Source organism: Streptomyces sp. ATLC9, from assembly GCF_057196705.1.
The window spans coordinates 19,644-31,782 of the sequence record NZ_JBXUOY010000027.1 but is presented as its reverse complement, the minus strand read 5'-3'; the positions used below and the strand labels follow the sequence as shown (position 1 = coordinate 31,782).

Below are 12,139 nucleotides of genomic sequence, written 5' to 3'. Positions count from 1 at the left end.
TTCACACTCCGTGACTCGACACCTCGAAGCGTGGAGGACGGCCGCGTCGCACGTTCCCCGAAACAGAAGACCTCAGCAGGTCGGGTGACACGCGAGGTTAAACGCCAAGCTCAGCTTGACTCTGTCGGGGATCTTGGAGTTTCCGAGGTCAGGTTCCCAGGGTGCGCCAGGATTTTGGCCGGGGGATCTCGCGCTGGTCGAGGTAGTTCTGGAAGGCAGTCGGCTGGCGGGGAGGGTGTGTTTCTTCGGTCGGTGGCAGTCCGCTGAGGCGCTCGATGTTGACGGCGATGGCCGTCAGGACGTGCTGGATGTGGGCCTTTCCCTGTCCTCGGTAGCGGCAGCGGCGCATGCCGTGGCCGTGGGCGAACTCGTTGACCGTGCTCTCCACTCCGGAGCGGACCGCGTATCGGGTCTTCCACTCGGGCGTCTGCTGTTCGGCGCGGACGCGGAGTTGCAGGTCATGGAGTTCTTGCGGGGGAAATCCCACGGTGCGGGCGCTGTCGGCGGTGCTGGTGCACTGCGTGCGTGCCGGGCAGGGGCGGCACTGGCTCTTGGTGAACCGTGCCACGATCAGCGGGGCCGCGGTGGGCGAGGAGGTCGGGTAGGGGCCGTGCCAGCCGGCGCTGACCTGTCCCTGGGGGCAGGTGACCTGCTGCTTGTCGTAGTCGATGTGGAAGTCGTCCCGGGCGAAGCCCTCATTGTGGCGGTGCTGGCGGGTGGGGTTGCTCTTCAGCGGTCCGGAGACGGTGACCTGGTGTTCACGGGTGGCTTGTTCCAGGTGGGGCAGGGAGGTGTAGCCGGCGTCGACCAGGTGCTCGGCGGGCAGCAGTCCGCGCCGCGCCAGGCGGGTGTGGATGCCGGGCAGGACCTGGCTGTCGTGGGTGGTGGCCGCGGTGGTGGCGACATCCGTGATCACGTTGGGGGCGTCGGGGGCACAGGTCTCGGTCAGATGAGCGGCGAACCCCTTCCAGCTGATGATGTGTCCGTGCCTCGCGTAGCGAGCCGAGGTGTCGTAGAGCGAGACGATCGCCCTCGACGACGGCGGCAGACCCGCCCCGCCTTCCTTCTCGGCGGTGCGCCGGCGCAGGTGTCCTGCGGCATCACGGTGATAGTTCTGCACCATGATCTGCCGCAATGCCTGGATGCGAGGACCGGACATGCGGTCCGCTCCATGCCGGTAGAGGTGTTCCAGAAGCCGGACGGCGTCGTTTCCGGTGGCAAGAATCCTGGTCATGGGCTTGGTGGGGTTCTTCCCCAGGCGGACCGGCCGGCCGTAGCGCAGCCCCCAGCCCTCGTCGACCATCTCGTCCAGCAGATGAGGAGAGATGCCTGCGACCTCTTCGAGTGCGGCGCGAACCGACTCGGTGACCAGCTCCAAGCGGGTCAGGTCACGCACCGCGGCCAGGACGTGCGTGGAATCGGTGCGCTGCGTGGTGCGCTCACGCACCAGGCCGGCCTCCTTCAGGCGGGCCAGCGCGAGGTCGAGGAGGCGGTCGGCACGGCCATCCTCGGCGAGACGATCGCGGAAGTCGCCCAGCACACTGTGGTGGAAGCCGGGATCGTCCAGCTCCATGGCCATCGCGTACTTGAAGTCGATGCGGCAGCGGACCGCCTCGGCGGCCTGCCGGTCCGACAGGCCGAGCAGGAACTGCAGCACACAGACGGTCGCCAGCTGAGCGGGCGAGAGACCCGGCCGCCCGTCCCTGGGATACCAGTCCACGAAGTCCTCGTCGCACCACAGCCCATCCAGCCGGTCCCGCACCCATATCGCCGTCGTGCCATCCGGATTGCTCGCCCGCGCGACCCGCGCGGTCAGAGGCGGAACGTACTCACCGGAACGGGGGCGCAGGGACAACGGGCACCTCGACAGCTGCAACGGTCGGCGGAACTCCCCCGATCATCCCCGTCGACCATGCTGCCGCACCGGGAAATTCCAAGATCCCCGACAGAGTCAAGCTCAGAGAGAGGGCCGGGGCCTGGGGCAGGGCCCCAGGATGGTTCGCTGTGCTGGCTGTTGCGCGCCCGGACCGGCGGGGCCGTCGCCAGCGGGGCGGAGACAGGAGCGGGCGGCGGCCCCGAGGGGCCGGAGCGCGCGCGGGCCGCCTTGATCAAGTAAGGAAACTCTGAACAGCTCACCCAGTGTCCGCGCTGTCAGAGTGGCGGTCAGGGGCGCTGCTGCCGACGCTTCTTCGATTCGGCCAGTGCGGTCTTCAGCTTCTCGCTCGGCGACATGTCCGGCTCGGCGTCGTCGTCATGGAGGGGCGGCAGGAACAGGCCGCGTCGGCTCTTCTCTCGTTTGACCTTGCGGCGCTCGTTGAAGAGCCGCTGGTGCTCCTCACGGACCGTGACCCATCGCTGGTCCAGCTCCGTTTCCCGTTCCAGCAGTTCGTCATCGCTGAGGTCGGCGAACTCGGTGGCGGCTGCGCGGGCCTCTCGGTCGATCTCCTCCCTCAGCAGGTAGTTCGTGATCGGCCCGTGGTACTTGCCCGGCTCTGGCTCTTGGCGCACGAAGACGCCGCGCCCCTTGACCGCATACACAAGTCCTGCCTGCTTGAGTCTGCGGTAGGCGTTCTGGGCGGTGGAGTTGGCGACTTGGAACCGCTCTTGGATCTCGCGTGCCGGGGGCAGCTGCGAGCCGGGAGGGTAGACGCCTTCCACGATCTCTCGGTGAAGTGCGTCGGCCACCTGAACGTACGGCGGCCGGCCGTCTTCGTTACGGATGGCATCGACCGGCCAGTCCGGCTCTCCGGTTCCAGCTTCGCCGTGCTCACTGTCGGTCGGCTCGGCGCTTCCGTTCGCGGACATGCTGACGAAGCTGCCCCGGCCGAGCTGGGAATGGACCAGCCCTTCCTGCTTGAGGACCCGCAGAGCGTTTTGGACAGTGGAGCTGGAGACACCGAACCTCTCCCCCAGCACGTTGGCCGAGGGCAGGCGCTCACCGGGGTGGAATTCGCCGTTCAGGATCGCGTCCCGTAGAGCTTCGGCGGCCTGGAGATACGGCGGCCGGGGGTCCTCGTCCAAGGGCAGGGTCATGCCCCCACGGTATCGCCAGCAGCCCGTAGCGCTACAGGCACATCCACGTGCTACCCACCTGGGCTCAGCACACCTCATCGATGTCACAAGCTAAGCGCTCTTGCAAGTTGAGCGCTCTTCTCCTTATGCTCATGGCGAGTCGATCAAGCGGCTCCATCGAACGAGGATGTGATGGCATGGCCATGACCCATATCCGTGTTGCCCTGCTGCCGTCGGCGGTCTGCATCGCGGGCACCGACCCGGTACTGAAGATCAAGGACCAGCAGACCGGGGAGGTCGCCACCGACCGGGAGACCGGCGCGTCGCTGTACACGGTGACAGTGATGCTCATGGAGGACGGTCGCGCTGAGGTCCTGAAGATCACGGTCCCGGAGACGGGCCTGGCCGCCGGGCTGAAGCCGGGGGCGATGGTGCGGCCCGTGGAGCTGTTCGCGACCCCGTGGGCGCGGATCTTCAACGGTCAGCTCTCCGACGGCGTCGCCTACCGGGCCGCCCGCCTGGAGCTGGCGACGGTGGAGGCAGCGCAGTGATCCGCTTCGAACACCGCGCGCCGGGGCGGGAGTTGTACCCGCTCCGCCCCCTGCCGGGGACCGAGGGCAAGGCCACGTTCTCCGCCTCGGCCACGGTGCTCGATCTGCTCGGCCTGAGCCCGGAGCAGGCGGCCCGCCTCGACCTGGACGACATGCTGCGCCTGATACGCGAAGAGGGGGCATGACGTGGAAGACGTGACGCGATACGCGCCGTACGCGCTGCTGGTCGCGATCGTGCTGGTCGGTGTGTGGCTGGTGTGGACGGTGGTGCGCTATGTGCGGGCGGACCGGGGCACGCGGGTCAGCATGCGGCAGGCCGTGCGGGTCCGCTGGGGCTGGGTACGCCTCGCGCGGATGGCCGGTCTGACGGTCATCGACAAGACGCCGGGCCTGCTCGCGCAGATCACCGCCCAGAAGGACGGTGCCACCCCCGCGCCTCGGGTGCTGACTCCGAAGATCAAGGTCAAGCCCGACCAGTTCGGGGTGATCGTCCGGGCGCGGACGCTGCCGCAGGTCGGGCTGGAGGAGTACCAGAAGTCGGCGCGGTTCCTGGCGGACGCCTGGCGGTGCACGCGGGTCTCCGTCCTGCCGGACGGCCCCGGCAAGGTGGTGATCCGGGGCGTGCGCTCCGACCCGCTGACCACGCCGACCACGCACCGGCCCACCGGCCGCCCGCCCACGGACCTGACGCGCTGGGAATTGGGCGTGGATGAGTACGCCGCCCGGGTGTGCGTGTCGTTGGCCAATGTGCCCGGGGTGACGGTGGCCGGCGTCCCGGGTGCGGGCAAGACCTCCGGGGTCAACAAGTTCGTCTGCGACTTCACGCCGTCCCCGTCCGTGCAGTTCGCGACGGCGGACGGGAAGGTGTCGCGGGCTTCGGAGGGCGACTACGCCGACCTGGTCAAGCGGATGTTCGCGTTCTGCGGGGATGACCTGGATGAGGCGAACGCGCTGTTCAAGCGCCTGGTGGAATTGCGCAAGCGGCGCTCGGCGACCATCCGTGACGTGCTGGGCGTGAAGAACATGTGGCACGTCGGCCCGTCACCGCAGTGGCCGCTCACGGTCCTGATCATCGATGAGGCGCACACGTTCTTCCGCGAGTACAAGGGCAGCGACGCCGAGACGAAACGTTTGGGCGCGCTCACGGCGGAGAATGCCCGGCTGGTGGAGGACCTGGTCAAGAAGGGCCGCAGCGTCGGCATCCTGGTGATCCTGATCAGCCAGAAGACCACCGGTGACGCCCTCCCGACCTTCATCCGTGACGTGTGCCCCGTCGGGCTGTCCTTCGCGCAGAAGACCGTGGAAGCCGCGGTGGCCGCACTCGGCGACGACATCCGCAACTGGCCCGACGCCAGTCCGGTCACCTTGCAGGACCCCGCCTACGTCGGCGTCGCGGTGATGGCGATGCAGGGCCGCCCCGGCTACACCCGCATCCGCACCCCCTACGTCTCCGACGCCGACGCAGCCCGCGTCGCCGAGGACACCTCACACCTGACCGCCGATCCCGTCCTGTGCCTGGACACTCTTCTCCGCTCGACCGGTCGGACGGCAACGCCCCTGTCCCCACTCATCAAGTGACGCCGAAAAATACACGCCAGAAAGGAGGTTGAAGGCATGGCGGAGGAACGGTTCACCCGGCGCACCGTGACCGTGGTCATGGCGGTCATCGCGGCCCTGGCCTTCGTCTTCTCCTTCGGCAACGTCTGGGCACTCGCCCTGCGACTCGGCGTCCCCCGCCCCATTGCGCCGCTGATCGCTCCCATGGTGGACCTGTCCGTCGTCGGGCTCCTGGTCGCGCTGCGCTTCCTCGCCCTGCGCGGCGTCCCGAAGGCGGAGTTGCGGGCCGGTACCCGGCTGCTGCACCTGTGCGGGCTGCTCACCCTCGCGCTGAACACCGCCGAACCGCTGCTGGCCGGACGCTACGGACGGGCCTGCCTGGACACCGTCGCCCCGCTCCTGCTCCTCGGCTGGGGCCACGTCGGCCCCGCCTTCCTCGCCCAGTTCCACACCCTCACCCGCCCCACCCCGCGTCTGGAGGCCGCCCTCACCCCTACCCCTACCCCTACCCCTGAGCCGGTGCCCGACGAAGCGCCCTCGCCCGAACCGGCACCCACGACGACCGTCCCGGCCGTCGTCACTGCCCCGGCCGAGGAACTGGAGCCTGCTCCGGCTCCGGCCGCCGTTCCACCGGTCGCCGTCGCCAAGACGGCTCGTCCCGCCCCCGGCCCGGCCCTGCCGGCCGCCCTGCTGGACGCGGCCCGGCGCATCGCGGACGCCCACCGCGCCGAGCACGGCTCACCGATCAGCGCCGCCCACCTGGGAACGCGTATGGGCGTCGCCCTGCCGGTGGCCACCGCCGCACTCGCTCAGCTCTGAGCCCCGGCCCTCATCGGCCGCATCCCCCTCGTTGAACCCACGCCCGCTCCCGGGGCTGGTTCGTCATGCCCCGAGCAGCACCAACACGCCTCCCTGACGGGCTGGTTACTGCTCGGGGCCCCACCCGAGCAGAAGGGACCCGCCCCGAATGGTCACCCTGGACCTGCACCACGTGGCAAGCCCCGCCGTGCGGGACCTGCTCCACCTGGTCAACCACCCCGACTTCGACCGCGCACAGCAGCAGATCGAAGGCCTCGGCGGCTGCACCGAACCCGTCCGCCTGACCGGCCAGACCACCACCGTCGACACCACGACCGGCGAGGTGCTGCGCTCCTACAACACGTCGGACGAGCCGACGGGCAGCCTGCTCACCACGTGCGGCAACCGCCGCGCCTCCCGCTGCCCGGCCTGCTCCCGCCTCTACGCCGCCGACACCTACCACCTCATCCGCGCCGGCCTGTCCGGCGGCAAGACCGTGCCAGACACCGTCCGCACCCACCCCCGCGTCTTCGCCACCCTCACGCCGCCGTCCTTCGGCCCCGTCCACAACCGCCCCACCACCCCCGGCGGCGGCATCCGTCCCTGCCGCTGCCGCAAGCTCCACGACCCCACGGACGCCCTGATCGGGACGCCGCTGAACTCCGCGACGTACGACTACGAAGGCGCGGTCCTGTTCAACGCCCACGCCTCCGCCCTGTGGGCCCGCTTCACCACCTACCTGCGCCGCGAGATCGCCGCCGGGCTCGGCATGACCCAGAAGGCCGCCCACGCGGTCCTGCGGGTCTCCTTCGCCAAGGTCGCCGAGTACCAGCAGCGCGGCCTGGTCCACTTCCACGCCGTCATCCGACTCGACGGCCCGGACGGCAACACCACGTCCCCGCCGCCGTACGCCACCGTCGCCGTACTCACCAAGGCCGCCCGCGCCGCCGCCGCGCGGGTCCGCGTCACGGTCGCCTCAGACGCGGTCGGGGAACGCGAACTCGGCTGGGGCGAACAGTTCGACGTGCGCGAGATCGCGGCCTTCGGCACCGACGCCGAATTCACCGACCAGGCCGTGGCCGCCTACGTGGCGAAGTACGCCACCAAGTCCGCCGACGCCTCCGGCGCCCTCGACCGCGCCCTGTACTGCCGCCCCTGCCAGGGACGCGGCGCCACCCTCCTGCCCCACGGGACCCCACTCCCGTGCACCGCCTGCGGCGGCACCGGACAGGACCGCCCGCTGCCCCGGCTCGCCGTCGCACGCCACGTTCGGCAGATGATCCGCACCTGCTGGGAGCTGGGCAGACTGCCGGAGTTCGCCCACCTCAAGCTCTGGAAGTGGGCGCACATGCTCGGCTTCCGGGGCCACTTCTCCACCAAGTCCCGCAGCTACTCCACCACCCTCGGCGCGCTGCGCGACGCCCGCCGCGCCTGGCGCACCGAACAGGCCCGCATCCGCGCCGGCCTGCCCGACCTCGACCCGACGACCACGCTCGTCGTCGGCCACTGGGCCTACCTCGGCTCGGGCTACAGCCCCGGCGCCGCACTCCTCGCAGCCCACGTCTGGCACAGCAAGGAACTGGAACGGCAGTTCGCGGCCGAAGGGGGCTGCTGATGGCCTCGCCCCCGCTCGCCGTCCTCCACTCGGAGGCGGCACCGGCGCTGGATCTGCTCACGGTGCCCCAGGTGATGGCCCGCCTCCAGCTCGGCCGCTCCGCCGTCTACGACCTGCTCCGCTCCGGCCAGCTCGCCTCGATCACCCTCGGCCGCGCCCGCCGCATCCCCACCCACGCACTCACCGACTTCATCCACACCCGCCTTGAACAGGAAGCCGCCTGATGTCCGCACCCCGCGACACCCTCGCCTCCCGCCGCGTCCGCGCCAACGGCGACGGAACCGTCTACCAGCGCAAGGACAGCCGCTGGGAGGCCGCCGGATACGTCCTCGCCCCCGGCAACACCCGCAAGCGCATCCGTGTCTATGGCACCACCAGGAAGGAAGCCCTGGCCAAGCTCACCGAGAAGATCGCCGCCAGCAACCGCGGCCTCCCCATTCCGTCCGCGCAGGGCAGCGTGGCCGCGTACCTGACGTACTGGCTGGAGAACGTCGCCGTCCACCAGCTCCGCGAGAACACGTACACCCGCTACACCGCTGTCGCCCGGCTCTACCTCATCCCCGGTCTCGGACGGAAGAAGCTCGCCAGGCTCACCGCCAAGGACGTGCGCACCTGGCTCAACCAGCTCCGCACCACCTGCCAGTGCTGCACCCGCGGCCTCGACACCGCCCGCGACCAACCCATCTGCTGTGCCGCTGGAAATTGCTGCTCCAAGCGGCTCTCGCCCCTGACCCTGGCCTACGTGCACTCCGTACTCAAGTCCGCCCTGGAGCACGCGGTGCGCGAGGAGGAGATCCCGCGCAACGTCGCCCGCAACGTCCGCACCGGTACACCTCGCCCCCGCCGCTTCGAACCCCTCACCGCCGACGAAGCCCGCAACTTCCTGGCCGCCACCAGCGGTCACCGGTTGCAGCCGCTGTTCGAACTCGCTCTCCACACCGGACTCCGCAAAGGCGAACTCCTCGGCCTGCGCTGGGAAGACCTCGACCTGGCCGACGGAACCGCCAGCATCCGCCGCACCCTCCAACGCACCAACTCCAGCGGCCTGACCGCCCTCCCGACCAAGACCAAGAGCTCGGAGCGACGGATCGCCCTACCGACGCCGTGCCTGCACTCCCTCACACAGCACCGCGACCGACAGCGCAAGGAACGTGAGACAGCGGGGACGGAGTGGAAGGACAGCGGCTACGTCTTCACCAGTCCCGACGGTGCTCCGATCGAAGGGTCCACCCTCACCCGGCACTTCAACACCCTGCTCCGCCGGGCCGTGCTCCGGCGCATTCGGTTCCATGACCTCCGCCACTCGGCGGCCACCCTCCTCCTGGAACAGGGAGTGGAACTCGTCGTGATCAAGGAGCTGTTGGGCCACGCCCATATCGGCGTCACCGCCACCGTCTACGCCCACGTCCGACTCCGCCTCCAACGCGACGCCATCAACCTCCTCGGCAACGCCCTCGGCAGCCCGAAGACCACCGAGACGGCACGCTCCGACGGCGACGAACCGCCGCCCCGGAACGCCTTCGTCCGCTGACGTTGCCGTCAACTACTGCCGTCACCCCACGCGAAAGCCCCGCCAGGACACACCTGGCGGGGCTTCATATTTGCATGAGCGATCACATAACGGCAGTTAACTCCCACCACCGAGTGGCAGATCCGGCAGGCTGTCCAGGAGAGCCCTCACTTCATCCCTGGTCGCCCCTACGCGAGTCTGAAAGTCTCGGTCATCCCCGGTCTCAAGCGCTTCCATCATCAGCGCTTCAACCAGAAAGAATTCCGCTCTAGGCATCGTGATCACGACCTGCTCCCCGCAATCCTCCACATGCATCAGAATCGTCCTCTCACTCTGTCTTGAAATTCCTGGTGAAGTACCTATAGCCCTCTTGAGGTGCGAAGACAGTACCACCGTCCCTCGATCCGGGATTGCGGATCACGATTACCCCGTTCCGCCAATAGGCAGACGCACCATCGGATCGCACGCGACGCTCTCCGTTCAGGATTACACCTTCAATCATGTCGGAGAATTGTGCGCGGGTCCGAATTCCGGGGAACTCCCCCTGCTCTACAACATGCTTCTGGAAGGCATGCCCGTCCGCTCCAGCGAGCTCCTCCGCTGCGAGCCGAGCTTGAAGTCGGGGGCCATCCGCAACGTTGCAGCCGCCGGAATTGTGAACGAGTACCGGAGTCTGCCCCGCCAGCACATAGTACGTGTGCGCGCTGGGTAGACGTCACCTGCGTTTTTGCAGGTCAGCGAAAGTTTGCTGGTCCGCTGGCGTCTGTGGAAGTGCGCTGGGGTGCGTCTCGGTTGCCGTCGTCGTTGCCTCTGAGGTTGAAAGGGTGGGGTGACAGAGTTACGGAGGCTCCAGTCCGAGTCCGGTCTCGGCGATGAAGCCGTCGAGGATCTGCGGTCGGCGTTGGATGCCGCGTAGTCGGTTCTTCACGATCGGGGTCAGCTCGTCGATCGTGCGGGGCGCGAGGTTGGCCAGGGACTTCTTCAGGTGGGCCTACACGCCTTCGACCGGGTTGAGGTCGGGCGCGTAGGGCGGGAGCTTGACGATGGTCAGCCAATCGCTGTTGCGTTCGCAGAACTCCCGCAACGCCTTGGCGTGGTGGGTGCCGGCGTTGTCCCACACCACGATCAGCGGGGCATCACCGAGTTGCCGGTGGGCGGAGGTCAGCAGGTCCGCGAACCCGCGGGCTCGGAAGCCCTTCTTCTCGCCGGTCCGGCCCCGGTATGTCTGCGTCCGGTAGATCAGACGGGTCTCACGGCCCGGTCTGACGCAGATCATCCCGGCCATCAGGACCCGGCCGGACCCCAGGGCTCCGTCGTTCTCGTGATCGGGCCGGGAATGATCATGTGAGTCCGAAGGCCGCCAGCGGCCGGGCCATGTCCCGGCCGTGATGGCGCAGGCCCTCAGCGATGTTGTCCCGTCCTGCCAGGCGGAGCACGCCGATGGCCAGGTTCCGCAGGGAGGCCATCGCCCGAGGGGCACTGCCGGTCCGCACCCGCGAGGCATCTTCCGAACGTCACATCTCTGACTTGGTGCTCCCGGTTCTCGATCGCCCAGTGCCCGCGCATGCGTTGTGCCAGGTCAGCGGGCATCGCCTGGTGAGCCGTCAGGCTGGTGACCGCGTAGACGCGTTCGAGCGTCACTTTCCCGGTGCGTACGGTGCGCCGTCGGCGGACGATCTGCAGTGCCTGGCCGGCGTGCGGGAACGGCAACCGCGGCACGGTGACGGCCTTCAGACGGCGGATCTCGTCGCGTCCGTGGGCGGCGGTGCGGGTCCGGTCCATCAGCGGCACCTCCTTCCAGGGAAGGTTCTTCACCAGCGCGTGCAGGTTCGGGTGGTTGCCCTTGAGAACGGCGATGTGGTGCGCGTTCTTCTCCTCGACCAGGAATTTCGCGTGGTCGGTCTGGGTCAGCAGGGCGTCGAAGGTCACCACCGTGCCGGCCAGGTCGAGGGGTTCGAGGAGCGGCCGGAACGCGGTGATCTCGTTGCTCTTGGCGTCGACCTCGCGCTGGGCGAGCACGATGCCGTCGCCGCGCGGCGCGGAGATCAGATGGACTCGGCGGCCGGCGGCGCGGATCGCGCCGCGCAGGGATCTGCCGTCCACCGCGATGGCCGCGTGCGCCGGGCGGGACGGCGGGTGCTCGTCCTGGCCGGCGGCGCGGGCGGTGTCCGCGCGGGCGGTGAGCCAGCCGCCGGCCGCGGCGTCGAGCGCGTCGCCGTCGATGCGCTGTAGTACACGGCGCACGGTCGCCTCGCTGGATGCCAGGTAGGGCCGGTCCGGATCGCGCAGCATGGCCCCACAGCCGAGAAGGAGCCGGTCAGGGGCATCGGCGGCCCACTCGGCGATCGCGGTGAGACTTCGCTCCGGCCAGGACCGCGCAGGCGGCCAGGGCCAGGACGTATGGCAGTGGGTGGCGCCGGCCTCGCAAGCGGCGCGGGTCGGGCAGGCGGCGCAGCCGATTCAGCAGGTCGGGCAGTTCATGGGGGCGGGCCGGCTCGGAACCGGCGAGTTGGCCCAGCCCGGTGGGGATGGGCAATGATGGCGCAGCAGGCACGGTCTTCCGTTGTGGTGATCAGCGAACTCGACACTCCATGATCACCGGAAGCCGTGCCTGCGCGTCTGCCGGCCGATCCAGGACCATCACGGCCGAGTTGGGATATCAGGCCCATACCGGCTCTGTCAGGCCGATCGCGAGAACAACGGAGCCCTGCCTCAGCAGCAGGGTGCCGTCCAGGATCGGATACGCCTTGGCGGCGGCCGTCTTCATGGCGTCGGCCAGGTGCGGCGCCAGGGCCGCCAAGACTTCCACGGTCTCACGGATGTAGCGCACCCCGCACACCCCGCGGGGATCGGTGACCGACTCGAACTCGGCAATCAGGCCGCGGGACTTGGCCTCGTGCGGCATCCGGTCCGAGGGCTTCCAGGCGGGGCGCCACAGAGACGGGAACGACGGCAGGGGATGATGGAGGAACAAGCACGGCACCTTCGTGGATCTTGCAGCGTAGAGAACTCCATGATCCGCAGGTGCCGTGCTCGTCTCCTTCCGGGGCCCGCCAGCATGATCAACCGACCCAGGCCGGGGCGATCCGGGCAAAC

The 12,139-nt window shown here is 69.1% G+C and carries 12 protein-coding genes and 2 pseudogenes; 7 read left to right on the top strand and 7 right to left on the bottom strand.

Going from position 1 to position 12,139, the window contains the following annotated elements; translation table 11 throughout:
• Positions 1–148: 148 nt before the first annotated feature.
• Together AC2CJA_RS05270 and AC2CJA_RS05265 are read right to left on the bottom strand one after the other, a co-directional pair.
• Positions 149–1,855: an IS1182 family transposase gene (locus AC2CJA_RS05270; protein ID WP_484601475.1), complete on the bottom strand. Its 1,707-nt coding sequence runs from the start codon at positions 1,853–1,855 to the stop codon at positions 149–151.
• A 308-nt stretch (positions 1,856–2,163) separates the two neighbouring features.
• Entirely contained in the window at positions 2,164–3,033 is an 870-nt protein-coding gene (locus tag AC2CJA_RS05265; protein ID WP_484601474.1) for a GntR family transcriptional regulator, read from the bottom strand.
• A gap of 176 nt (positions 3,034–3,209) precedes the next feature.
• On the opposite strand from AC2CJA_RS05265, the gene AC2CJA_RS05260 reads away from it, so the two are divergent.
• From AC2CJA_RS05260 to AC2CJA_RS05230, 7 genes are all read left to right on the top strand, one after another.
• A complete protein-coding gene (locus tag AC2CJA_RS05260) occupies positions 3,210–3,563 on the top strand; it encodes an SCO3933 family regulatory protein (RefSeq protein WP_484601473.1) in 354 nt (117 codons plus the stop codon).
• Entirely contained in the window at positions 3,560–3,748 is a 189-nt protein-coding gene (locus AC2CJA_RS05255; RefSeq protein WP_484601472.1) for a hypothetical protein, read from the top strand. Before AC2CJA_RS05260 ends, AC2CJA_RS05255 begins: the two co-directional genes overlap by 4 nt.
• A gap of 1 nt (position 3,749) precedes the next feature.
• Entirely contained in the window at positions 3,750–5,141 is a 1,392-nt protein-coding gene (locus AC2CJA_RS05250) for an FtsK/SpoIIIE domain-containing protein (protein ID WP_484601471.1), read from the top strand.
• Between the two features lie 36 nt (positions 5,142–5,177).
• Positions 5,178–5,939, top strand: a complete 762-nt coding sequence (locus tag AC2CJA_RS05245; RefSeq protein WP_484601470.1) for a DUF2637 domain-containing protein — start codon at positions 5,178–5,180, stop codon at positions 5,937–5,939.
• 148 nt (positions 5,940–6,087) lie between these two features.
• A complete protein-coding gene (locus AC2CJA_RS05240; RefSeq protein ID WP_484601469.1) occupies positions 6,088–7,533 on the top strand; it encodes a replication initiator in 1,446 nt (481 codons plus the stop codon).
• A complete protein-coding gene (locus AC2CJA_RS05235) occupies positions 7,533–7,757 on the top strand; it encodes a helix-turn-helix domain-containing protein (RefSeq protein ID WP_484601468.1) in 225 nt (74 codons plus the stop codon). Before AC2CJA_RS05240 ends, AC2CJA_RS05235 begins: the two co-directional genes overlap by 1 nt.
• Positions 7,757–9,064, top strand: coding sequence for a tyrosine-type recombinase/integrase (locus tag AC2CJA_RS05230; protein ID WP_484601467.1), 1,308 nt, complete (start codon positions 7,757–7,759; stop codon positions 9,062–9,064). The genes AC2CJA_RS05235 and AC2CJA_RS05230 overlap by 1 nt, the downstream gene beginning before the upstream one ends.
• 970 nt (positions 9,065–10,034) lie before the next feature.
• On the opposite strand, the gene AC2CJA_RS05225 is transcribed toward AC2CJA_RS05230, so the two are convergent.
• The 5 genes and pseudogenes from AC2CJA_RS05225 to AC2CJA_RS05205 form a co-directional block, all read right to left on the bottom strand.
• The gene (locus tag AC2CJA_RS05225) at positions 10,035–10,319 is read right to left on the bottom strand and encodes a transposase (protein WP_484601466.1); all 285 of its coding nucleotides are present in this window, start codon (positions 10,317–10,319) and stop codon (positions 10,035–10,037) included.
• A 125-nt stretch (positions 10,320–10,444) separates the two neighbouring features.
• Complete coding sequence (locus AC2CJA_RS05220; protein ID WP_484601465.1) at positions 10,445–11,335, bottom strand: ISAs1 family transposase; 891 nt, start codon at positions 11,333–11,335, stop codon at positions 10,445–10,447.
• A 25-nt stretch (positions 11,336–11,360) separates the two neighbouring features.
• Positions 11,361–11,597 carry a transposase family protein gene (locus tag AC2CJA_RS05215; protein WP_484601464.1) on the bottom strand — a complete coding sequence of 79 codons (237 nt, stop codon included), beginning with the start codon at positions 11,595–11,597 and terminating at the stop codon, positions 11,361–11,363.
• A gap of 162 nt (positions 11,598–11,759) precedes the next feature.
• A pseudogene (locus AC2CJA_RS05210) lies at positions 11,760–11,870 on the bottom strand (IS5/IS1182 family transposase); the annotation flags it as partial.
• A pseudogene (locus tag AC2CJA_RS05205) lies at positions 11,864–12,021 on the bottom strand (ISAs1 family transposase); the annotation flags it as partial. The pseudogenes AC2CJA_RS05205 and AC2CJA_RS05210, both read right to left, overlap by 7 nt.
• Positions 12,022–12,139: the final 118 nt, after the last annotated feature.

Excerpts from the sequence above, each read along its gene's own strand:
- AC2CJA_RS05240 (WP_484601469.1), top strand. The coding sequence starts at position 6,088 with ATGGTCACCCTGGACCTGCACCACGTGGCAAGCCCCGCCGTGCGGGAC.
- AC2CJA_RS05225 (WP_484601466.1), bottom strand. The coding sequence starts at position 10,319 with ATGATCTGCGTCAGACCGGGCCGTGAGACCCGTCTGATCTACCGGACG.
- AC2CJA_RS05235 (WP_484601468.1), top strand. The coding sequence starts at position 7,533 with ATGGCCTCGCCCCCGCTCGCCGTCCTCCACTCGGAGGCGGCACCGGCG.
- AC2CJA_RS05245 (WP_484601470.1), top strand. The coding sequence starts at position 5,178 with ATGGCGGAGGAACGGTTCACCCGGCGCACCGTGACCGTGGTCATGGCG.
- AC2CJA_RS05260 (WP_484601473.1), top strand. The coding sequence starts at position 3,210 with ATGGCCATGACCCATATCCGTGTTGCCCTGCTGCCGTCGGCGGTCTGC.
- AC2CJA_RS05230 (WP_484601467.1), top strand. The coding sequence starts at position 7,757 with ATGTCCGCACCCCGCGACACCCTCGCCTCCCGCCGCGTCCGCGCCAAC.
- AC2CJA_RS05265 (WP_484601474.1), bottom strand. The coding sequence starts at position 3,033 with ATGACCCTGCCCTTGGACGAGGACCCCCGGCCGCCGTATCTCCAGGCC.
- AC2CJA_RS05220 (WP_484601465.1), bottom strand. The coding sequence starts at position 11,335 with ATGCTGCGCGATCCGGACCGGCCCTACCTGGCATCCAGCGAGGCGACC.